17 protein-coding genes are annotated in these 24513 nt (G+C 50.3%); 1 reads left to right on the top strand and 16 read right to left on the bottom strand.

From position 1 onward, the window contains the following. Position 1 precedes the first annotated feature (1 nt). From RIN49_RS10975 to RIN49_RS10950, 6 genes are all read right to left on the bottom strand, one after another. On the bottom strand, positions 2-868 hold the full coding sequence (locus tag RIN49_RS10975; RefSeq protein ID WP_309120210.1) for a carbohydrate ABC transporter permease: 867 nt from the start codon (positions 866-868) through the stop codon (positions 2-4). 3 nt (positions 869-871) lie between these two features. After that, entirely contained in the window at positions 872-1792 is a 921-nt protein-coding gene (locus tag RIN49_RS10970) for a carbohydrate ABC transporter permease (RefSeq protein ID WP_309120209.1), read from the bottom strand. A 26-nt stretch (positions 1793-1818) separates the two neighbouring features. After that, positions 1819-4779 carry an extracellular solute-binding protein gene (locus RIN49_RS10965; protein ID WP_309120208.1) on the bottom strand — a complete coding sequence of 987 codons (2961 nt, stop codon included), beginning with the start codon at positions 4777-4779 and terminating at the stop codon, positions 1819-1821. Further along, positions 4776-5900, bottom strand: a complete 1125-nt coding sequence (locus RIN49_RS10960) for an ABC transporter ATP-binding protein (RefSeq protein WP_309120207.1) — start codon at positions 5898-5900, stop codon at positions 4776-4778. Before RIN49_RS10960 ends, RIN49_RS10965 begins: the two co-directional genes overlap by 4 nt. Positions 5901-5985: 85 nt before the next feature. Continuing rightward, the gene (locus RIN49_RS10955) at positions 5986-7875 is read right to left on the bottom strand and encodes a beta-N-acetylhexosaminidase (RefSeq protein WP_309120206.1); all 1890 of its coding nucleotides are present in this window, start codon (positions 7873-7875) and stop codon (positions 5986-5988) included. Positions 7876-7950: 75 nt separating this feature from the next. Beyond that, complete coding sequence (locus RIN49_RS10950; RefSeq protein WP_309120205.1) at positions 7951-8961, bottom strand: glycoside hydrolase family protein; 1011 nt, start codon at positions 8959-8961, stop codon at positions 7951-7953. Positions 8962-9103: 142 nt separating this feature from the next. Between RIN49_RS10950 and RIN49_RS10945 the strand changes: the two genes are divergently transcribed. Continuing rightward, positions 9104-10000, top strand: a complete 897-nt coding sequence (locus RIN49_RS10945) for an AraC family transcriptional regulator (RefSeq protein WP_309120204.1) — start codon at positions 9104-9106, stop codon at positions 9998-10000. Between the two features lie 58 nt (positions 10001-10058). Here the strand turns inward: RIN49_RS10945 and RIN49_RS10940 are convergent, their stop codons facing one another. The 10 genes from RIN49_RS10940 to RIN49_RS10895 form a co-directional block, all read right to left on the bottom strand. After that, a complete protein-coding gene (locus RIN49_RS10940) occupies positions 10059-12707 on the bottom strand; it encodes a family 78 glycoside hydrolase catalytic domain (RefSeq protein ID WP_309120203.1) in 2649 nt (882 codons plus the stop codon). A gap of 52 nt (positions 12708-12759) precedes the next feature. Continuing rightward, positions 12760-14538, bottom strand: a complete 1779-nt coding sequence (locus tag RIN49_RS10935; protein ID WP_309120202.1) for a glycoside hydrolase family 2 protein — start codon at positions 14536-14538, stop codon at positions 12760-12762. 87 nt (positions 14539-14625) lie between these two features. Beyond that, a complete protein-coding gene (locus tag RIN49_RS10930) occupies positions 14626-16200 on the bottom strand; it encodes an ABC transporter substrate-binding protein (RefSeq protein ID WP_309120201.1) in 1575 nt (524 codons plus the stop codon). Positions 16201-16254: 54 nt separating this feature from the next. After that, positions 16255-17142, bottom strand: coding sequence for a carbohydrate ABC transporter permease (locus tag RIN49_RS10925; protein ID WP_309120200.1), 888 nt, complete (start codon positions 17140-17142; stop codon positions 16255-16257). Between the two features lie 31 nt (positions 17143-17173). Continuing rightward, positions 17174-18106, bottom strand: coding sequence for an ABC transporter permease (locus RIN49_RS10920; RefSeq protein ID WP_309120199.1), 933 nt, complete (start codon positions 18104-18106; stop codon positions 17174-17176). A 112-nt stretch (positions 18107-18218) separates the two neighbouring features. After that, entirely contained in the window at positions 18219-20018 is a 1800-nt protein-coding gene (locus RIN49_RS10915; protein ID WP_309120198.1) for a sensor histidine kinase, read from the bottom strand. Next, positions 19999-21573 carry a response regulator transcription factor gene (locus RIN49_RS10910; RefSeq protein WP_309120197.1) on the bottom strand — a complete coding sequence of 525 codons (1575 nt, stop codon included), beginning with the start codon at positions 21571-21573 and terminating at the stop codon, positions 19999-20001. The genes RIN49_RS10915 and RIN49_RS10910 overlap by 20 nt, the downstream gene beginning before the upstream one ends. Before the next feature lie 544 nt (positions 21574-22117). Further along, positions 22118-22927: a pyruvate, water dikinase regulatory protein gene (locus RIN49_RS10905; protein WP_309120196.1), complete on the bottom strand. Its 810-nt coding sequence runs from the start codon at positions 22925-22927 to the stop codon at positions 22118-22120. Positions 22928-22951: 24 nt separating this feature from the next. Further along, on the bottom strand, positions 22952-23230 hold the full coding sequence (locus tag RIN49_RS10900; protein ID WP_309120195.1) for a YciI family protein: 279 nt from the start codon (positions 23228-23230) through the stop codon (positions 22952-22954). Between the two features lie 153 nt (positions 23231-23383). After that, positions 23384-24487 (bottom strand): P-loop NTPase family protein, encoded by a 1104-nt coding sequence (locus RIN49_RS10895; protein ID WP_309120194.1) that lies wholly within the window; start codon positions 24485-24487, stop codon positions 23384-23386. Positions 24488-24513: the final 26 nt, after the last annotated feature.

Genomic DNA, 24513 nt, shown 5'->3' with positions numbered 1-24513 from the left:
CTCACTTGATTCCCGAATGGGCCATGGTAGCGATGACTTTACGTTGGAAGACTAAAAAAATAATGAGGTTCGGTACGAACAAAATCAATGTCGTTGCAGCTGCAACGCCTTGCCCCACCACATTGTTAGCCAAACCGTTCGTCAACGTCATGATGTAATAAGGCAGCGTCTTCATGGATTCCACTTGCGTGAACATGACCGAGGATTCCGTCTGCAGCCATGCACCCTGGAAGGTCAGAATCGCGATTGTCGATATCGCCGGAGCGCAGACCGGTATGACGATTCGGCTGAAAATCCTCAATTCGCTCGCGCCATCGATCTTTGCCGCTTCAATTAACTCCTTGGGAATCTGATCGATGAACTGCTTCATTAGGAACACGCTGACCGGGGCGGCGATGAACGGCAAGATATGAACGAAATAGGTGTTCATAATGCCAAGATTCGCGATGACGAGATACCTCGGAATCACGACCGCTTCCGGCGCAAACATCAGTGCAAATATAGTCAATGAGAAGAAAACGTTCTTGCCCGGAAATCGATGCTTGGAAAATGCGTAAGCCGCGATCGCGCTGACGAATACGACGCTGATGACCGTCAGCGTGGTAATCAGCAAACTATTGAACAAATAGCGCGTGAAGGGGATCACCATCGAATGCGAGCGCAAGAAAAGCTGATCGAAATTTTCCATCGTCGGTTGACGGACGAAAAAAGTAGGCGGGTAAGCGAACAATTCCGTGATCGGCTTGAACGCATGGTTCATGATAAAGACGATCGGCAGCGCCATGAAGACGGCCAGCAGTACTAAGAACATGAATGCGATTTTCTGAAACGTATCGATCTTTCCCCACGAACGCATCATTCTTTGCATAAATTATTCCTCCTCATCAGAGCCGAACAATTGGAATGAAAAGTTGGTCGCTCCATATACGATGAGAAGCAAGAGCACGGATAATGCCGCGGCATAGCCCAATTCATAGCGGACAAGCGCGAAATCATCAATATGATTGATGATCAAATGGCCGGAGTATTGGGGGGTAATGGGATTTCCTGATACGGAGATAGACAGCATAGAGCCGATTAACCCCGCCTTCAGCGTGCCCACTACGGCCATGACCGCTCCGAATAACATTTGCGGCTTCATCGACGGAATCGTAATAAACAGAATCTCCTGCAGCCGGTTCGAAATACCGTCGATTTTGCCGGCTTCGTACAACTCCTTGTTGACGGTTTGAAGTCCCGCAAGCATGGCGAGAAATCCGACTCCCATACTCGCCCAAAGTGAAATGACGATCATGATGTTCATGAAAAGCTTGGGGTTCTGGAGCCATAAAATCGGCTGGTCGATCACCCCGATCCCCAGAAGGAAACTGTTCATATACCCTACGCGGTCACCGCTGAAGATTACTAGCCATACCACGGTTAGTGCCGTCCCCGATACGAGCGAAGGCGCATAGATCGCCAGCGTGAAGTAGTCCCGAATCTTATTGGACAGCTGATTGATCAGCCAAGCGAGCGCGAAGGAGAGCGCATATCCGCCCGGACCCACAATGAGGGCGAATTTAAATGTATTCGGTATGGCATATTGCAGAAATATTTTATCCCTGGCCAGGATGTCGAGAAAATTGCTCCAGCCGACAAAGACGGGCGGCGAAATCGCATTGTACCGGAAGAAAGACAGCCCAGCCGCCATAAATACCGGAACTAAGATAAAGGCAAAGAAGGATAGAAGAAACGGCGTTATAAAGAGATAGGATAGTCGGCTGCTCCATATTTCCTTGCCCAGCTCTGTCATTCGGTCAGTAAACCTTATACGCACATTCACGGCTTGTTGCTCCCATCCAACGAATCCGGGCTTTTCGTTTGGTTGATGATTTGTCCTCTCTCATCCCGCAAATGGAATTCCACCTGTTTACGGTACATCTCGCGCTTGATCTCTTCCGCCGCAAGCTCGAGAGATTCCCTGACGTTTTTACCTTCGATCACGACACGGTTCCAGGCAAAGTCCAGCTGTCTCGCGGTGAAGTAGCCACCTGGAACCTGCGGGGCTTCCTTATACCACTTCTTCTGTTCAAGAAGCGCCGACAGCTCTTCTTCCGGCCATGGAATTCGCTTGAACGCCTCTACATTGGCTGTGTTCCATCGATATTCAGGACCGTAAATCGCTTCGAGATCCTCGCCAAAGCGCGATTGCGTCTGAGAGGACGTCCACCATTTCAGAAATTCCCAAGCCTGTTCCTTCTTGTCCGACTTGTTGAAGATGACGCCTGCCTGCATGCTGCCGCCAGACCATCTGACAACAGAACCGTCCTCCTGCTTCATACCGGGAATGGGCAACATTCCCCATTTGCCCGCTAATTCGGGTGCCGCAAATTGGATTAACAAATACGTGTTGTAATCCGCGATGCCCATTGGGATATCCCCTAATCTAAAATGATTAAAGAAGCTTGGCACTTCGCGCGGCAACCGATATAAGGAGAATAAATTGGTCCATTGACGAAATCCCGCGAGCGCCTTCTCACTGTCCAACTCGGTATCCATGCCGTCCGGGGAATAGAGTTCGCTGCCGTTCTGATAAATAAAGGTCAAGTAGTCCTTGGGATTTATATAAAAGTCGTATCCGTTCTGCTGTAATGTCGGCAGAAGACGATACACTTCCTGCCAAGTACTAGGCGGATTCATCTTCAATTGCGCCAATATATCCTTCCGATAAAAGAACATATTGAACGATTGCACCTCAGGCAGCGCATAGTTTCCGCCCTGATATTCGAACACCCGCAATGATTCCGTCTGAAATTGCTGCGCAGCTTCGTTATAGTCCTTAAAGCTCGTCAAATCGGCCAAGGCGCCTCTCGAAGCGAAATCGACGGGAACGGCTTGGTCGACGCCGAGCGCAACGTCCGGTTGGATGTCGGCCGCATTACCCAGGATGAGCAGCTGAGGGTCCGGAACAATGTTGACATTGACCGCAATGCCGGTGGTTGCACTAAAGTCCTCATCAGCAAGCTGTTGAATGAGATTCACATAATCCCGGCCGCGATTGACCCAAACATCTATTGCATTCTCATCCTTCCTTCTGAAGTCGTAATCGATCGTAAACGTCCGGTAGAACGCTTTGACCGCATATGCGGCACGCTGGATCCAGCTCGGTGCAGCATCAGGCAGGTCCGCTTTCTCCTGCGCTACCCAGAGATAATCCAGCATCAACGGCTGATAGAGCATTTGGTAGGTCCGCAGACTCAATTTATTCTGAATATTGACGAACACATTCAGTCGGTTTGGAATCTCGCGCGTTTTATCCCGCAGCTTGACGAGATCCGCCGACGCAGTACGTATATCGCTTTCAATTTCTGATTTCCCCGTCGTCATGCCCGACAATTCGTCCGCAAGCAGACCAAAGTTTACGATAACGCCGTTCAAGTCTTCCCTTAGATGCGGCATATATTTTTCCAAGTCCCAATCCCGGTTCGCGTCGCTGTTGCCCCGGCCGGTCAAGCTTTTCTCAAAGTTCCCGGTAATCTTACGGATGTCATGCTCCAACCGGGACAGAACGCTCATCTGGGCCAGCAACCGCTCTTGCAAAACTTTGATCGGAGCTGCCGTAATGGTCATCCGAATCGTATGCCTGCCCTTTGCGAGCGGTATCAATAATGTGTCGCCCTTCGCATTCGACAAGCTGTATCCATTCCAATGATTTGCATAGTTGAATTTGAAGGGGCTTCCGTCCTGCGTAATCAGTTTGCCGTCTACCGTAATCTGCCGATAGGAAGGAAAATCATTCACGTAAGACTGCAAGTATTTGAACCCAATCTGGTACTTGCCGTCCTCGGGGACCTCCACGACCCACTCGACCCATTGTCCGCTTTCTCTTAACAACGGACCGCCTAAAGCGTTGTAGCGGACCATACCCTTGGAATCCGGAGACATGCCGGCATCGTTAACAGATTGGAGTTGTATCCCGGAATTGGACTTTCGGGCAATGTTCTCCGCTTCAATGATCTGAATCCAGTCCTGCTTTCCGCCGGTTCCCTGCAGCGCATTCCCGCTATCCAACATTACCGGCGGCAGGAGAGACAGCTCCTTGATGCGAATCGGCTGTCTTACGCCAATAAACCGGATCACATGCTTTCCTTTGGTTAAGTGCCACAGCAGAGGCAATGCGTCCGTATCGTAGTTGGCCAGCCGTTCGCTCTTCCAACCCTCTTCCTCCCTGGAAGGCGGTCGGATATCGTTGCCGAAACGATCTATCTTCGGCGGGTAGGATGCATGAACGAAACTGCGCCTGAGTCGTATGCCCTCGGCCTCGGCATATGGAAGTGCACCGTCGATCATGATCGTTCTGAATATATCTACACCCTCGTCATTCAAGGAGTCGTATACAAGGCCTAAATTATAAAGCCCTTCCATCGGGATCTCGAATTCCCATTCTACCCAGCCCCGATGCGAATTCCATGACAAAGCGCCCTCTTCCCCCTGAGTGAATGCGGCCGGATCGGATAATGCCGTATAATCGCTCCCCTTAATCACAAGAGGAGCTGCTGTCGCCGGGATCGGGGACGTCTGCCGCAGCGCGTGGAGCTTCCACTGCGAATAAAGAGGCGGAACATTCTCAGCCGTTCCGATGAAGGGCTGCGCGGACGCTTCTGCCGGAGTATTCCCGTTCTCGCCTTCCGCTTGGCTGTCCGGAGACGAATCGGCATTCATCGCCTGAGATTCGACGGACCCGAGGGTTAGGAAGAGCGCAAGCAGCAGTTTGATTATTAACGTCATTTGCCGTCTCATTGCAACAATTCCTCCGTCAATGAATCAAAGAACAGCACTTTATTCATGTTGACGGCAATTACGATGTCCGCTCCAACTTGGTAAGAACGATCGACCGCAGCCGTCCTGACCGTCAGCTTGTAATGCGTCAGGTCGGCATGTACGTATACGTCGGCTCCCATGAATTCCAAAAAGTCCACTTTGCCCTTGATATAGTTGCCGCCGTTCATGTCGGCGTCGATTTCTTCTTCCGTCAAGCATTGCAACGACTCCGCCCGAACGCCCATCTTGATCGGCTTATCGATATAACGGCGGCGCAGCAACTCATGCCTCAGATGCTCGGGAATCAGCAACGAGCTCTGTCTCGTTTCGAAGTAAAGCTTACCGTCGCGCTGCTGCACGACGCCCGCGATGAAGTTAATCGGCGGGGAGCCGATGAAGGCTGCGACAAACATATTGGCAGGCTTGGAGTAAATCTCCCGGGGGGTACCTACCTGCTGCATGATTCCATCCTTCATCACGACAATCCGTGTTCCCATTGTCATCGCTTCGATCTGATCGTGCGTTACATAGATGAATGTCGTGTTCAACCGATGATGGAGCTTCATGATTTCCTCCCTCATCGTCACTCTAAGCTTGGCATCGAGGTTGGATAACGGTTCGTCCATCAGGAATACTTCCGGTTCGCGGACGATCGCCCGCCCTAATGCGACACGCTGCCTTTGCCCTCCCGACAGTTGATTTGGAAGCTTCTCCAACAAAGGTGTAATCTCCAGGATTTTGGCAGCATTCCTGACCCGTTCATGTATGCTTGGCTTGGGCATTTTGCGCATGCGAAGACTGAAGGCTATATTCTCATAAACGCTCATCTGCGGATAAAGCGCGTAGTTCTGAAAGACCATGGCGATATTGCGATCGCTCGACGGCTTGTAATTGACCAATTCGTTGCCAATGATAATTTCCCCGTCGGAGATATCCTCCAGACCCGCTATCATGCGAAGTATGGTGGATTTGCCGCAGCCCGAAGGACCGACCAAAACCAGGAATTCGCCATCCTCTACCTGCAGATTGAAATCTGCTACCGAATAGCGGTTTTCTCCGGCATATTTCTTCTTTACGCTTCGGAATAATAGGCTTCCCATAGTCTAAAACCCCTCGTTCGATTTGGTTTACGTTTGAGAACTCTTCCGCGCGCGGGTTGGCTTGTTTCTAAGAGCGATCAATCGCTTACATGCTGGCAGATAGGATGCGGGCATAGGAATTCATACAGCCGAATTGAAAGGCTCCCTCGGCATGCGGGTCGAATGGCAATCGTTCGGCTTCCAACTCCTCGATGCAGTCGATCGTGTCTGCGACATAATCATTCAGGCGGGATACTGCAGTTCGAATACGCGCCGCGAGTCCGCCGTATCGAACGTCAATGACTTCCCACCCGAACGGCTTGCTGGTCGAAAACCATTGACGGGCATGCGATACGCGCAGAGCTTCTACCCTCTGCTGCAAGTCGGGCAAGACAATTCCGGCGATAACCGCCAGCTGCTCCCGATCGCCGCGCAAATAGCTTTGCCTTATCCGGAAGCCAAGCTCCCCCTTCAATTCCAGCACATGGCATAATTGTGCCGCCGTTTCGAATAGGAATCTCCATTCCGAATAACGCACAGCGCTGTCTTCCATCTTTGCCAGCAACCTGCCGTAATGCAGGGGCGTCTCTGCCCCTTCCACGCATCCGTCGAATAACCCGATAAGCAGATCCTGCCATAACAATATTTTGGACGTAGTAGCCGGAATGAGATTGGGTCGCTTCACATTACTCACAATATCGATCTCGGATAAATCCATGAAAGACTGCCAGGACGCGCCGGTGCACGCTTTGAACCGGTCGGCCAACTTTCTTTCTCCGACCGTGCCCGCATAGGCATGCTCCGCGTATAGCTGCATCCCCGGAAGCGCCGCGAAATAATTGGTTTCGGTTCCGTCATCGCCCCACATGGCAGCGAACACCTCTTCTACCTGCTCCGCTTTGCAGGCTGACAATGCAGCTTCGGACGTTGCATATGTCTTATCGTAATTGAAATGAAGCCCGGCGAAGGTCCAGAGTCCGCCCGCAAACATACTCCGGGAACCGAGGCCTCTATGCTTCCTCAGCATGGAACGGTAATGCTCCTCGTCGTCGTGATAATAATCCCAATATACAAGGTCGACGTCCTTGGGCATCACCGACAAAACCTCTTCCGGCAATACGGTGTCGCGCTCGTAGTAACCGCCATTCTTGGAAGCGAATTTGAAATACATATCGCTCCAAATCATCGGCTCGAGGTTGAAAGATGCTGCGATGTCTATCACTGCCTTCAGATGCTCGGTCATCAGCTCAAAGCGATTCCGATAACCGTGCTTCTTGAGGTAGTGCCCTAGACCCACATACTCCGCTTCGTCCATTCCAAGATGAATACGTTTCGAACGAAGAGGGGCGGACACGGATTGAATCATTAACCGGATCAGTTCATAGGTTTGGGGATGGCCTACCAGCAGAATGTCGCCGTTATCCGCGATACCGGGATCTTCATTCCATTTCAGCACCTGTCTTACATGTCCCAATGTCTGAATGACCGGAACGATTTCGATGCCCAGCATATCCGCGTAATCGTCACATGCCTTCAACTCGTCAAAGCTGTATCTCCCCCGCATATACCCGAAATAAGGGCGCTCCGGAATTTCATAAGTATCCTCAAGATACAACAGCATCCGGTCCAATCCCATCCACGCCATATACCGCAGCATACGTTGGATACTATCCACCTTGAACACGGCATTTCGCGAAAAGTCGAACATGATTCCCATGGATGCAAACTGGCTTTCCTCGGTGATTGTAAAGTTGCTCGATCCCGCAAACGCTTCCAAAAACAAACCGAGCATTCGAAAAAACTGATGCTTACGTTCGTATACGATTCGCCCGCTCTCTTCCGTGCATGACACGCTTAGATGCCCTTGCGCGACTTCGACTTGAATCGGAAATCCATCGTCCGCGATTTCGAAGGGTCTATCCCGTAATAATTCCTTGGCTGCGATCACCACGTCCGCCGGCGCATGGTTAAGATGAATTCTCTGTATTCTCGCCATTCGGCTGTCCAACCACCTTCCATTTGCTGTACTTACTGTACGGTATTGCAGAACGTAGTAGGCGTAAAACCCTCTTCACAAGGGGCGGGAAGAGGCCAGCGTGATACACCGGAATTCATTTGTCTCTCCTCCGGTGATATCGCCTTCGCAATAAGTCCGTACAGCACAATAAAAATGATATAAAACGCCATCGTAGTGAATGATGCTGGCTTTGTGGGCATGCGTTTCATCCAGCGATCCTGTATTGCCGTGCGGAATGATAGGGTGTTCAAATTTATTCCAATGAACCAGGTCGGTAGAATAAGCCAATCCTTGCTGGGAATGACGCTTGTCATAACCGAAATAAAAATTTAACCAATATCCGTTATCTTGCGCAATGAATGGATCCGAAACGAAAAAACTGTCCCAGCGTCCCGGAGAAACCGAAAGAATTGGATTATTCTTCAGGCGTTGCCAGTTCATCAGGTCCGTGGATACGGCAGCGCCTGTTTGCTCCGACCATTGTCCCTGTATATTGTCTTTGGCATTATAAAACAGGTAGTAGGATTTTTCGTGTTCGATTAGGCAGGCCTTGTACAAACCGCCCCTCTCCCAATCCTCCCCATCCTTCCAACTAAACACGGGATGCTCAAGCTTGTTCCATTGCAGCAAGCTTTCATCTTCGCACCAAGCCAGTCCGATCTCCGCAGGTCCGGATTCATACCCGAATCCGGGATAGGAGTGGTATACCATCCAATAACGCCCGTTTACTTTCTTGAGAACAGGTATGTCAAAGAGGTTATCGGACTCCTTCAATATCCAATTTCCGGCGCTTCCGATATGATCCCAACGAGAAGATTGCTCTTCTCGCTTCAAAATAACGGCTGCATGTTTCCAATGGAGCAGATCGTCGCTGCAGGCTAAAGCAGTTTGATACCCCAGCCCGTCAAAGCCGATATACATCATATAAAATTGATCATTGTGCCTAAAGACAAACGGGCAATCTACAGAATGGCTGTCGAAGGCTCCGCTTACTCCGGAGCCGGCCAATATCGGCTTTCCCCATTTATAAGGAGTCAAATACTTGTCTAACTGCGGTTCTTTCACTCTCGTCTTCCCTCCAATAGGTTTAACAAAATCAGTACTGCATATGATAGCGCTTACTGTTATAATATCAGTAAAAATACGATTTTAAATTAACAACTTCAGTTCAATTCTTGACATAATCCGTTTTATCGGAGGCTGAGTCATGAACCTTTCCGACCGTTTTCTTCATCTCACGACCCCCTCATTCCCTTGCTTTATATATGCCGGAAAATCCGTCTTCCAGCTGGGTGAAAAGCATGTCGATCGCATTTTCCCTTCCTTCGTCGCCATGTTCGTTACGGAGGGCACGCTTTTTTTCACCGAAAATGACAAGGTCTATGAAATCCATAAGGGAGAATGGTTTATCCAGACTCCGGGATGGAGGCACTTCGGGCATAAAGGGGCAACCGAAACGGTTGTCTACTACTGGATCCATTTTATGACCCCGGGTCCTTGGGAGATCCGAAGCAGCGAGCAAGCGGAATGTCCAGGCACTTATGAACTAACGAAACCCGGAGAAGGGATATGGATTCCGGAAAGCTCGTTCTCGCTATCCATGCATTACGCTCAATTTCCTATCGATAAATGGGAGCCGCTGTTGGAAGAATTGATCGATCCCGATCTCCACAAGCATTTGTTCGGAGCGCAGAGCCGCTTTTTACAGCTGTTGTATGAGATGAATACACTTCAATCCGCAGCCGCCGTTTCCAGTAGCCATCTATTGGCCGATCGCATGTACCATTACTTAAAAAATCACTTTCACGAAAACATTACGATGAAATTATTGTCGGATTCATTTCATTTTAGCGCCGATTATTTGACCAAGTGTTTCCGGAGCAAATATGGGATTCCCCCGTCGGTATGTATTACCCAGTTTAGAATGGAGCATGCCAAACAGCTCCTTCTCAATTCCAACCGGTCGATCCATGAAATCGCTAATGAAGTAGGCTTTAATGATTTATCTATTTTTAGCCGGGCTTTCAAAAACTATCAGGGCGATTCACCGCAAAATTATCGAAAGAAGGTTTTCTCTGGCGACTTCGGTAAGCATAGGGGGTAAGATAGAGAGTTAAAAAGGGGAACGGGGAGAGTGTCCTCTCCCCGTTAAGAGGTGGCGATCAATGGCGAACGAAGGAATACGTGCCGGAGCCAACGGTCACCAAATATCCGTCGTCGGTTTCCGCCACATCGATGACGCCTTCCTCCCGATGTTCTGCGCCTCCCGGCCCGGACATTCCCTGCCAGCCTGCTCCGCGCAGAACGATATCGGCGGTGGTATTGGGCGGAATAGCCGCCTGTAGCTCAATTGTTCCGTCCGGCTGTTTCCGCCATGCAGATCGGACCTCTCCATACACCGTGTTCACCCTGCCGGTCGCCCAGGTCAGTCCATCCTGCGGAATATGAGGATGTATTTTGATCTTCTTATAGCCGGGGTTCTCTTCATCCGGTTCGATTCCGGCTACGCAACGGAACAGCCAATCGCCGATTGCGCCGTAGGCATAGTGGTTGAAGGAGTTCATCTCCGGATTCCGGAAGCTTCCGTCCTTCCTTATGCCATCCCAATGTTCCCAGACGGTCGACGCGCCTTGCCCGATTTGATAAAGCCAGGATGGACTTTCCTTCTGAAGAAGGAGCCTGTATGCCGCCTCCGCATTGCCGTTATCCGCAAGCACATGGTTGATGTAAGGGGTGCCCAGGAATCCCGTCGTTACATGATACCCGCTCTCTTCTACCAGTTCCGAAAGCTTGCGAACCGCCCGCTTCTTTGCGTCTCCTCGGAGCAGCCCGAACATCAATGCAAGTACATGTGCCGTTTGAGTCGGTACCGCCAGTCTACCGGTAGTTGTGACGAATTCCTTGTGGAAAGCATCGACAATATGATCGTAGAGCAAACGGTAGACCGCCTCGTCTTCCTTCCGGTTCAGAACAGCAGCAGCCTTCTGTAAAATCGATACGGAATATCCATAAAACGCCGTCGCAATGATGTCCTTGTCCGTGCCTCCGGAATAGGAACCCGGCCTGCCGTCCGACGCGAGCCAATCTCCGAAGTGAATGCCGGTATTCCAGAGGTGTTCATCCTCGCCGTCGGATCTCATATATTCTACCCATGCCTTCATGCTCTCGTACTGTTCCTCCAGAATCCGAACGTCGCCGTAGTATAGAAACAATGTCCAGGGACAAATCACCGCCGCATCTCCCCAGCCGGCGGAGGAAAATGCGGTCTGCTCCATCACGTTCGGAACGACGTAAGGCACACCTCCATCAGCCGCTTGGTCAGCTCTCAAATCCCGGAGCCACTTGGTGAAAAACGGGTTGACATTCCGCAGATAAGCGGCAGTCCTAATAAACACTTGCGCATCTCCCGTCCAGCCCAGCCGCTCGTCCCGCTGCGGGCAGTCGGTTGGCACATCCAGGAAGTTCCCCCTCAGACTCCATTCGATATTTTGATAAAGCCGGTTAATCAACGGCTCGGAGCATTCAAAAAAACCGGTCTCCTCCATATTGGAATGCAGCACCATTCCGCGAAAATCATCCAGGGTAACCGTCTCCGGAAACCCTTCTATCATGACATAACGAAATCCCTGGAACGAAAAGCGCGGTTCGAAGGTTTCATCTCCATCGCCTTTAAGCACATAACGAACGGTTTGTTTGGCTCTTCGCAAATTTTCGGTATACAGGTTGCCTTCCCGATCCAGCACCTCCGCATGCCGCAAAACCACCTCGTCTCCCGCGTTACCCTTTACTGTGAAGTTAACCCACCCAACCATGTTTTGCCCGAAATCAATGATTCTGTCGCCGTTCGGGGCTGTAAGGATCTCGACCGGGCGAACGGTCAGGACACGCTGGACTGGATCGCTCTCGTCGGCAACGAGCGTTTCCTTGGTTTGAATGAGTATGTCCGCTTTTCGCCAGTGACGGTCATCGAATCCCGCTTCCCCCCAACCCGGCTGCTCCAGCCTGGCATCGTAGGTTTCGCCGTGATAGATTTCCGACATCCGTATCGGACTCTCCGACACTTTCCAAGTTGCATCCGATACCAGAACAAACTTCTCCCCGTTCTCGAGCAAGACATGTAGTTGTAACAACAAGGCGAGGCGGTCGCCATACTTGGGGTCTCCCCAGCCTATCTCGCTCATGTACCAGCCCTTTCCGAGAACGGCCCCGATGACATTGTCACCCTGCTGCAATTGTTCGGTTACATCATAGGTCTGATATTGGATACGATGGCGGTAGCTGGTCCATCCCGGCGTAAAAAACCGGTCTCCAACCTTCTGACCGTTCAACGTCAATTCATATACACCCAGAGCCGTTGCATATATTCTCGCTTCCCGGACAGCCCCGCCCAACGCGAAAGCTTTCCGCAGCATCGGACAGACCTCGCCGGAAGCAGACGTATCCCGGGGTTCGGAGATCCACGACGCCGTCCACTCCTTATCGCTCATCAATCCTGTTTCCCAAAATGCAGTCTCAGACCATCCTGTCGTTTCCTCTCGCTGATTCCAGACCTGGATCCGATAATAATAACGTTTGCATGAATATACAGGCAGCCCGGTCAGTTCCACATGGACGCTGATATCCGATATCACTTTACCAGAATCCCAGAGCATGTCGGCGAAGGATACCTGGTCGGATACCTGAATGCGATATGCGCTTTGCAATATCGCGCGTTCATCCGTTTCAAGACGCCAACTGATGCGAGGACAAGCTACATCAATTCCTAAAGGATTCTTTTTATATTCGCAACGCAAATCCTTTACCGCAAACATGACATATCCCTCCGTTGATTACATATCGCGTGCGTTGTCTACTCCTGCGGTCTTAGACAGGCCTGCCTTCCATGACCTCCCTGATCTTCTCAATCGGCAGCTTAGGTTTCCGATCATAGGTTAGCAGACCGTTGACCTCCTGTTCGACGTCTGTCAGCTGCGTGTAGCAGAAACCTTGAACGATCGGCGAGCGCAGCATGGGTCGGATGACCGCGGCCAATCTCTGCAGTAGATCCTCTTCATTCCGGGCAGCCGAATAATTAATAGCGAACTCCTCATGGTTCGAATCATAGCTGATGCCTCCAAATTCAGAGACGATAATCGGCTGTCCCTCGTAGGTTTGCCCCTTCGCAAGCAGCAGCCTTGCAGCCGGCCGAGAGGAGAGCACCGTCTCCAGGCTTCCGTATCGTTGCTCCAAGATACTCTCATTCCAAGCATAGTCATGAATCGTCATAAGGTCCGTTTTCACTTGCTCCCAGCCGTCGTTGGAGACGACCAATCGGCTCGGATCCATCGATTTGGTCAAGTAGTATAAGCTCGTGGCATAGTTTTGCTCGCGTTCATCCGACACGATATTCGGAACGCCCCAACTTTCGTTAATTGGCACCCAGGCTACGATACAAGGGTGATTGTAGTCCCGGTCGATCGCGCTTTTCCATTCCGCCGTGAATCTACCGGAGTTCGTATCGCTCCAATCGTGGCCGTTAGCCATTTCTCCCCAAACGAGCAGACCCAACCGGTCACACCAATACAGATAACGGGGATCCTCCACCTTCTGATGCTTCCGCGCTCCGTTAAAGCCCATTGCTTTCGTCATTTCCACGTCGCGCCGAATAGCATCGTCTGACGGAAATGTCAGGATACCGTCCGGATGATAGCCTTGATCAAGCACCAACTTCATGAAATAGGGCCAGTTGTTTAAATAGATCTGCCCGTCGACTATCGAAATTTTCCGCATGCCGAAATAACTCGACACACGATCGATCGTCTCGGCCTCTTGGATCAGTTCATATTCGATATCGTATAAATTGGGAGTATGCGGCGACCACCATCGCTCGTGAGTGCTTTGATGGATATGAAAGTCGTTAAGATCCACCGTATAGGATCCGATTTCCTGGGTTAGTTGAAAAACAGCCTTGGTTACGTGTTGTCCCCTTATTCCGATCGTAACGGAGAACTCCGTCTTGACTTGCTTCTCAGGACGGCCGCCCCTTAGAAAAACCTTCAATTCGATTCGGTTCCGATCAAGGTCAGGCGTACACATTACTTTCTGCAGGCTGATTGTGGAAACCGGTTCCAACCATACCGACTGCCAAATACCGGTTGTACGAGTATAAAAGATAGATTCGGATTTTTCCTTCCAGTACTGTTTGCCCCTGGGCAGAGACGTATCCAAGTGATCGTCTTCCGCCCGGACCGTAAGTACATTGTCCTCATCCTGAATCGTATGGGTAATATCCAGCGTGAAAGGGGTATGTCCCCCCTCATGCGAACCCACGAAAATTCCGTTTACCCATACCGAGGCTCTGTAGTCGACTGCGCCAAAATGAAGCAGCGTCCTTTTCCCCCGAAAAAACGGCGCGAGCGCGAAAGTACGTCGATACCACACGACGTCATGAATCGAAGTGTCGCCTATTCCGCTTAGCTTGCTTTCAAAGCAGAACGGCACCTGAATCTGCCGATCGAACGGCACTTCGGACATATACCATCTCTCTGTCTCTCCGCGGCGTGCATCGTCAAAAGCGAATTGCCAAATTCCGTTTAAATTCAGCCAGTCGTTCCTGACGAACTGCGGCCTCGGATACTCATCCCTGATTACATTTTCTTTCATGTCTGCGTCCCCTCGCTTTCGCGCTCTCGATCATAATAGTAGGGAATGCACCGCTTTCGGAAGCATCCCCTACCCATGCAATTACATTCAGTTGATTTGCTTCGATTTGATAAATTCAGCTATTTGCTTATGGACTTCGTCCACAACTTTTTGCGCGCCCGCTTTTTGATATTTCTCGATCAGCTCGGCAACCGCAACATCCACGTCTTTCACAACGCCGAGCTCAATCGGAATCGCGTACTGCTTATATACATTGGAGATATTGGCCATTTCCGTTTTGATATTGCTTTCGTCCACGTTAAAACCATTAAGCAAGTAAGGCTTTGCTACCTCTAGCAACGCTTTCTTCGTGTCGATATATTGCTGCGTATAGCTTTCAAGCGGCGGCCATTGGTCACGGTTGTTGGACCACCAGCCAGCTCCATACATCGGGTACGGATTCGGATCGGCACTAATGATGGCCAGCTTGCCGTCCACCATGTTGTAATGTTTCCCTTCGATCCCGAAGGCTAGCAACAAATTGTAGGATGGTTCTTGGTGAAGAAGATCGATGGCCATTAATGCTCTTTCATAATTATCCGTTTTCGGAGAGAATGAGAAGCCGTTGCCGTTCGCAGGTCGGATCATCGCCGTTCCGCCCGGAGGAAGACTGTTTACTGCCCCAAGCTCCCAACCCTTCGCGATCATATCGTTACTGTACTGGGCATAGTTCTCAAAGGCGTTCGCCCAGTAGCCTGATACTCCAACCTTTGCCAACTCGGCCGCAGTCGTTTTCTGAGCAAAGGCGTTCTTCGGAAGATAGCCCTTATCCATCCAATCCTTCATTGTCTTTGCAGCTTCCGTATAGATGGCAACGAATTCCGGGTCGAGAAGTCCCGTCGTCTTGTATTCTTTATTCTCGGCATTGAAATGCACCAGATTCTGGACTTTGAAACCACCCCATCCTTGAAGCATACCGCCGAAGAGGGCTTTAACGTCGTCAGGCGTGCCTTCAACCGGCCTCATATCTGGTTCATTGTCTTTAATCGCTTGGAAGTAAGGGCCGAAATCTTGATACGTTTTGATTTCAGGAACATCGTATTTCTTTCTCAGATCCTCGCGGTAGAAGGCCGTACCTACATCCAGCTCCTTGAACGTTTGGGGGATCATATACACTTTCCCATTTACGGCAACATCGGACCACATGCTTTCGGACGTTGCCTTGTGAGTTAAAGGCATATATTTCTCGACATCCGTCAGCAAGATTTCACGGTAACCGCCTTTTACAGCGTTGGAGACGTAGTTCACGTTTCCAAAAATAACATCCCAGTCATGGGGAGAAGTAAGCACCAACGGGTATTTCGTGCTGATGTCGGCAAAAGGAATGTAAGTCAGCTCGATCGTCGCGTTGATGTCCGCCTCGAGCTTTTTATTGACCTCGGCCATTACCGCTTCATTGTCCTTAGGCGCTTCTCCGAGGAGGACGAATTTAAGCGTCACCTTGTCGAGCGGCGGCGTAGACGATTCATTAGGCGCTTCCGAATTGGATTCGGAAGCCGTCGGGCTCTTGGTATTGGAGTTGTTGGAGTTGTTGGAGCTGTCTTGATTGGCACAGGCTGATAATGTCATGACTCCCAATAAGATTGCTAGCGTAAAGCTAAGTATTTTGTTTTTTTGAACCATTTTTTTTATAACCTCCCGATTTTTTATATAGACCGCTAATTAGCGGATATAACCTTAGCCTTTGACGGAACCGAGCGTAAGACCGGCAACGAAGTACCGCTGAACGAAAGGGTATACCAGCACGATCGGACCTGTTGCAACAACGGTTAAGGCCAGTTTGACCGTGTGCTGCGGCAACTCGATCGTCGAAACCGCTCCGTTGCCTTCCAGCAGCTGCTTCGCAAACGTTGTGGAGCTTAGAATCTTGTAGAGGGTGTACTGAAGTGGAAAGAGCTTCTCTTCCGTAATGAACAAGGTTGCGGTATACCAGTCATTCCAATATCCAAGGGCCACGAACAAGCCGATAGACGCAAGAGCGGGGCTTAGCAACGGCAGAATGATCTTGATGAAAATGGAGAAGTCGTCGGCCCCATCGATCTTGGCGGATTCAGATATGGAGTCAGGAATACTGTTCGCGATATACGTTCGTAGGATCAAGATATATAGAACGTTGAACATCCCGGACAACAGCAGAATCGTTATCGTATTTCTTAACATCAAATAATTGGCGATCAGCATGAAATATGGGACGAGACCGGCGCTGAAGAGGGTCGTAAAGAACAGGTAAAACGCCATAGGGTTGCGATACTTTACATCTTTTCTAGCAAGCACGTACGCTGCCATGGAAGAGAAAAAGAGGGATAGGACCGTACCCACGACTGTAATGAATATGGTTATTCCGTAGCTGCGAACGATTTTGCCCGGTTGATTGAAAATAAACGTATAAGCGCCAAGATCGAAGGTTCTGGGGATGAGGGAATATCCGTATCGCAAGATGGAAGACTCCGATTGAAAGGAACCCACCAGCAGCATGATAAACGGTACAATCGCCGCTCCCGCAACGATGCCAACGGTAATAAATGCTATGATATTGAAGAGTAAAACGTCTTTTCCCCTGTCCATGCTATGGGACCACCTTTCTTACACCGACTTCCTAATATAACGCGTAATCGCTATTCCTTTTTTTCACTGCCCAATTCACCGCATAGATAAGTGCAAAGCTGAATACGGATTGATAAAGTCCCGCAGCGGAAGCCATCCCGAAATCGTTCGAGAAGACCAAGGACCTGAATACGAGCGTATCGATAATGTCCGTTCTGTCGGCAAGTAGTCCATTGTCGCCGACAAGCTGATAAAACATGTCGAACTCTCCGCGCATAATTCTGGAAAGACCGAGGAGAACAAGGACGATAATGGTCGGCTTCAGCGCCGGCAACGTAATATGCCGGATTCTTTGGAAAATATTGGCGCCATCGATCTTAGCCGATTCATGGCTTTCTTGATCGGTCCCCATAATGGCCGAGAGGTAAAGCACACTTGAAAATCCGATCCCTTTCCAAACATAGAAGATCGGAAGAAGAAACATCCATATCGTCGGATTCGAATAAATATCGATTGGTTCCGCTCCAATCGATCTTAACAGCGTGTTCAGGGTCCCATAGTCAAAGTTGAAAATGTTATAAAAGAAAGCCGATACCGTAACCCAAGATACAAAGAACGGAAGAAACATAAACGTTTGAGCCGTTTTCTTGAAAAAATTCCCGGCCATTTCAGCTACGAATACGGCGACCAGCACGGATATGACCGTATTCGAGAAGAGAAATACCAGATTATAAATGATCGTGTTGCTCGTTACCAGCCAAAGCTTGCCGGACTCGAAGAAATACCGGAAGTTTTCCATGCCGTTCCATTCGCTGCCGAATACTCCGCCGGCATAGGTATACTCCTTGAATGCTATTACAATACCCGGCATGGGAAGATAAGCCAGCACCAGAAAGTACAAACCGACGGGTAAAAACATCAAGTAAAGGATTTTGTTCTTCTTTATCTCGTACAGAAGTCCTTTATCCCTTCTTGCATTATCCATGCCGCACCTCAATCCCTCATGTGTATGCCCCCATATTAAAGCGTTTACAAATATGCCGCTACAGGTGTAATTTACGAAACCTTTTTTATCTTACGCAATATTCGATAGATTTTTAGGCAGGCAACGCAGGCAATAAGATAGCCACCGTCACTCCCGGACCGTTATTCTTTCTGTAACTCAATCCGTATTCTTCGCCATAAAGCAGCTTGATCCGTTTGTTGATGTTGTTGGCCCCGAATCCATGGAACGGATCGTTGCTGCTCAGGTTGAATATGGCGCTCAGCTTCTCGGCCGAGATGCCGACACCATCGTCGATAACCTCCAACGTAAACTTTCCGTCCTCTATTTTGCCTTTAATCATAATAGTTCCTGTTTCGCTTTCCGTTTCGAGAATCCCGTGAATGATCGAATTTTCAACTAATGGCTGCAGTGTAATTTTCGGCATGTTACACGCGTATAGTTCATCGGGAATATCAAGTTCAAGGCGGATTCCATTCTTAAATCGGGCATTTTGAATGTCGATATAGGCCTGAATATGTTCGATTTCGTTCCTTAGCGTAACGATGTCTTCGCCTTTGCTTAAGCTGAGCTTATAGAACCTCGACAGCGATTGCACGAGGTCATAGATGCCTTGCTCCTGAATGCGCTTCGCTTTCCAGTAAATCAGATCCAGCGTATTGTAGAGGAAATGCGGATGAATCTGGGCTTGCAACGCTTTAAGTTCCATGGATTTAACCTCTTGACCCAATGCGTACTTTTCCTCTAGCAGTTGGGATACCTTAGAAATCATTGTTTTGAAATTGCGGGACAACTCCCCTATCTCGTCTTTGCCTTCGTGCAGGATCCCGACGTTGAAATTCCCCTGCTTGACGCTTTTCATTTGAGAGATTAAGCTGCGAATCCTGCGGGTACCCGAGGAGGCGACGAGGAATGCCAACGGAAGCGAAAAAATGGCGATCAGCAAAGTAATGAACAGCATCTGCTTCATCAACTTTTTCTGAGAGCCCAAAATATCTTGATAAGGAATAAGGATGCTCAAGTACCAGTCCGAATCGTCTACGTTTTGAATGCCGACCAAATATTCCGTATTCCCGATCGTTTCTCTGTTCCAGACGCCCTCTTTGAATGTATTCGCTTTATTTGCATGAAGGGTGTCGGAAACGAACGAAATGCCGGACGGATCGGCTTTGGAGGATTGACTTATGATTTGGCCATTTCCGTTGATGAGGTACACGGAAGACCGCTCCGTGTAGGCTACTCTGTCAAGGATCAAGGAGAACACCGCTTCTGGAATATCAACGCGCAAAATGCCTATTACTTCCTGCAGACTTTCGAAGTCATATACGTTTCTGGCAAAAGTAATGGTTTTGATGTTTTTTTCTTTTTCTCCATCTGAAGCTATGACGCTTGGGAACATTTCGAACGTATAGCTGCTTCTCATTAAATTTTTATACCAGTCTGTAGCCATTATGGCGTCCATTCGAATGATATCATCGGTATCGTGATCGAAGGTGATCGCTTTCGGGGTATATAGGCTCGTCTTTATAATGTCATTGCTGGGCTTCGTGAGATAAAACTGCTTGTGAATGTCTTCGATGTCAAAGTTCCACACGCCTAAGTTGTCTTTGTAATATTCAGGGCCGCGATCGAGTATTTCCTGAATTTCTCCGTTCGTGGATAAGACGTTCAAATAGGTTTTGACGATATAAAGCTTGTACTCTATATAGGACCGGCTCTGCTCGAATGCCTGACGGGATGAATAGAGCGTCTGCTCTTCCATATCTTTCGAGGTAATTTTGTAATTAACGGCGATAAACAGCGTTAAAGGGATCGCCAGCAACAGCAGGTACTGGATGAACAGCTTGTAGCGCAGATTCAGATCACTGTAAGCTCTATTCAATTTTTTCATCATAGCGTTGATTCACCCTATATTCTGAAGGAGTCAGACCCGTACACCTTTTGAATAACGTGGAGAAATAGTTGGTATCCGTCAGTCCGACTTCGTTCGTGATTTCATAAAGCTTATGATTCCCGTTGCGAAGCAGCTCTTTTGCTTTCTCAATGCGAAGCTCGGTAATATACTCATTCAGTGTACGCCCCGTTGATTTCTTGAAATACGCACACAAATACGTATGACTCAGGAAGGTATGCTCGGCAATATTCTGAATCGATAGCTGATTGCTGGAATAATGATCTGCGATATATTTCTTGATTTCGTCAAGTTTCTCTACAACACACGCTTTTGTATTCGATTGATCAAACACAAGTCGTATGTTATCGACAAGAAATTGAGCCAGTTCTTTCAATGAAACACATGTATCGATTTCTCTCCACATGTAGATCATCTCTTTATCGTCGCCCGATTCGGCCGCATCCCACTGCATCGTCACCTCGAACAGCACTCGCAGAAAGTTGAAAAATAAATTTCGGATCTTGTTCGTGTCGGGATCTCCGGTTTTGGCAATTTCGTCCGTCGTTACCAGGATCAGTTGAACAGCTTCCGCGGCTGATCCTTGTCTAAGCGTCTTTTTAAACCGCATATATAGAGATTTGTCGATTTCGTATTTCCTCGCAGGAACCGGGTCCGGAAAAAATACTTTATTGGGGTCTCCATAAAACTGTTTTTTTGCGGCTTCCAGAGAACTCTTATACAGATGCGAATACTCTTCGGGACTTAAGCTCGGAGAACTGCACCCTATAGAGAGGCTATATTTGCCGGGAGCTGCTTCCAACAGCCGCTTTACCAAGCGCTCAGCAAACTCCTTGCATTTGACTTCTCTATAGTCCGGAAAATTAGCGGCAATGGACAGGCAGTTATCGTTAAGGAACCCCGAAATATAACGGATATCGTCGGTAAGGTCCCGATCGTTAAGCAGCTTTAGCAGCTCGTGCTTGATTACCGTTTTCTCATCGTCGGCAATCGTAGAAGACCAATTCAGCAACACCGTATACATGTTGAACATGCCTTGATCGGAAAGCTGTACGACGTCTTGGGTGGAATTCTTCAGCCATTCGGACAAGCTGGTTGTCTGGCTGATTAGGTCGATTACAATCTTCTGGCGCTGATAAAGGAGGCTTTCCGTTCTACCGGCAAGATCCCTCTGCTTCTGGACGACTTTAACAAACAAAGATCGTAATTCCTCCATGTCAACAGGCTTATCGAGGTAGTCCACAGCGCTGAGCTGAATGGCCGATTTCAAATAATCCTTATCCGAGAATCCGCTGAGAAAGATGATCTCGCATTCCGGGTAGAGCTTCCTGATATTCTGGGCCAGTTCGATCCCATTCATCTTCGGCATACGGATATCGGTAAGGATGACGGAGGGCTTGAAGCTTGTCGCAAGCGCGAGCGCGGCGATGCCATTCTCCGCGGTTCTCACCTCCGTCACACCCATTTCGGACCAGGGTACGAGCTCCATCAAGCTGTTTCGTGTCGTTTCTTCGTCATCAATAATTATTAAGTTCATCTTTGTCAGCCCCTTTACTCCTATGTCATCCCTTTCAAAATCCATGAAAGGGCTTCCATAACCTTTACTAGATACACTATCAACGTTTATATTCAGTTGCAATCCTATTTCCCGGTCGATCAATAAAAACGCCACCCGATGTCTTCATAGAGAACGACTGCCCGAAAGTAATGACCCTCCCGAGTAGGTCGCTATAGACTCAAGGGGGGTCAAGAATAACGTTTCGAATGTTCGACGGATACTGCTCTTTACGTAGAACGTGATTTAAGCAATGCTATTGGAAAATTCATCGAACAACTCGTCTCCCGTGGGTGCCTGAATTTCGGAGCGAAGCTTTCCTTCTTGGTCCAGATGTCAATAAACCGAGATCGGACCATTCGGCGTATTCAGGTTGCCACAGCATTCGCGGATGCCGCCGACGGGAACGGGGCAGAACCGGACGGATGCAAATCGGCCTCAATCGTGTAATAGGACAACCGGAACTCGGGAAGGGCGAAGATAAAAAAAAAGACCGCCGGTCGGCGATCCTTGGAATGAATAGGGATTAACGGTTGATATAGTCCATGATCAGCCCGGCGGTTTCCTCGATCGCCCGATTCGAGACGTCGATAATATGGCAGCCGTAGTGCCGCATGACGTCGTTCGCGTAGCGCAGCTCCGCCTCGACCCGGGCGGGATCCGCGTACAGCGCGCCGAACGGCAGCCCGACGACCTTCAGCCGCTCCTGCCGGATCTTCGCGATCGCTTCGGCTTCCATCGTCAGCCCGATCAATCGGCCCGGCGGCACCCGGCGCAGCTCGTCGGGCAGCCGCGCCTCGGGCACGAGCGGCAAATTCGCCACCTTATAGCCCTTATGCGCAAGGTAGATGCTGAGCGGCGTCTTGGACGTGCGGGAGACGCCGAGAATGACGATGTCCGCCGCGCGCATCGACTCCGGCTCCCGGCCGTCGTCGCACCGGACGGCGAACTCGATCGCTTCGACGCGCCTGAAATATTCGTCGTCGAGGACGTGCAGAAGACCCGGCACCCGCTTCGGCGCGTCGTTGAACGTGTCGACGTACGCTTGAATCATCGGCCCCATAATGTCGACCGTCCGCACGCCGAGGCGCAGCGATTCGGTCCGCATCGCCTCCCGCAGCTCCGGCTGTACGAGCGTGTAGGCGACGAACCCTCGCGCCGCCGCCGCTTCCGCCAGCAAGGCCACGATCTCGCCTTCCGTCCGGACGTTGCCGACCCGCTTGATCTTCGCCTGCTCCCGTTGGAATTGACGGAACGTCGCGCGGGCGACCGCCTCCGCCGTCTCCCCGACGGAATCCGAGCAGACGTATACCCAGCCTTCGTTCTGTTCGTTCAACCGGACTCCCCCCGCTTATGTAGGTTACCGCTGCAAATTCGCCTTGGCGACGGCCCACTCGTGAATTTCGTACGTGCGGGCGTTGTGTACGATATACGGGTCGTTAACGGCCCATGCCTTCACCTCTTCTTCGGACTCCGCCTCGTACACGAGCATGCCGCCCCAGCCGTCCACGAACCGGCCGTACGCCGTCAATACGCCTTCGTTATACTTCTGTTCCAAGTAATCGAGATGCGCCTGGCGGTGCTCCGCGCTCTTCTCCGCGTCCAGCATCGGCAAAAATACGACGTACAGCTTCTTCATCAGTCGAATCTTCCTTTCGTTATATAAGCTATTCTCGTTCCTAATTGGACTATACCTGAACCCGCGACGAAAAAAAAGACGAACCGCGGAACGCATCGCATCGGCGGCGCGTTCCGCGGTTCGTTCGGCGGTTCGTTCGGCGGTTCGTTATCGTTAATGGACCGGATCGGTTTCGAACAGAAGCTCGTCGATCTTCACGTTCTCGTGCATCACGGACAAGTTGAGGGATTTGTACTCCTTCTCCTTGTCCAGCTCGCGCATGAGCAGCGTCGCGACGATCTCGCGTTCCTCTTCGTCCACCGGATCGCGGAAGTCGATGAAGCCGGACAGCTGTCGGTTCGCGATGTCGACCGTGGCGGTGCCGATCGGCAGTCCGCCGTGACGCTGGTTATAAATTTCGTACGTCAGCATGTCGCCGTCGTCTCTCGCGAGCGTCACGGTATAGTCGCTTTCGTCGTCCCGCATCGCGACGTCGTCTACGAACGCATCGTCGTCGGTCAAATCCTCGTGCGTCAGCTCGATGCGCTCCAGCTCCTCGCCGGCGTGCAGCACCCGGATATCGAACGAGTCGATCTCGTCCTCGTCGAAATCCGACACGATCAGGTCGGTGACCGCTTCGATCTCGTCCTCGCCGGGAAGGAACATGAACCGGATTTCTCCGAAGCAGTCCGTTCCGTGCGTGCTGAACACCGCCTCGGCCAACCATTCCATCTCTTGATCGTACACATGGTACTCTATTTTATTGCGGGTTTCGCTGACGACGACGAGCTCGTAATACGCAGCCTTCCGACCGTCCGGCGTCCGCATCTCGATATGATCGAGATTGTCCGCGTCCTCGTCGCCTAACGTCTCGTATTCGTCGGCGTCGAACCCTGCGACGTCTTCGTACGCATCCTCGTCTTCCTCGGCGTCCGCAAGCAGGTCGTAATCCTCGGCGTCGTCCATCTCTTTCCAGCGTCCCGCCTCGTCGCGGTTCGTCGCGATAATATGATCGTAGGCGCTGTTCGTAACGACGACGTCGCAGTCGACGGCGCGTACCGCGAGAATGAGGTCCTGGATGTAATTCCGGACGAACTGCACCACCTCGCGCTTGTCCGATTCGGTCATGGACGCTCGGTCGAGCTGCACGGCCCCGCCGATGCGATCACGCTCGCGGTAGACGAGGGTCATATTGCCGGCGTACCGTCCGTTCAATAATATGTCGTGGATCTCTCCTCCCGACGTCTTCAGATCGGGCCTAAGCATGATCGTGGTCATGGCGCATTCCCTCCGGGGTACAGGTA

Origin of the sequence: Paenibacillus sp. (assembly GCF_031177825.1) — a bacterium.
Lineage (GTDB): Bacteria > Bacillota > Bacilli > Paenibacillales > YIM-B00363 > Paenibacillus_AE.
This window is presented reverse-complemented; position numbering and strand designations above follow the sequence as displayed.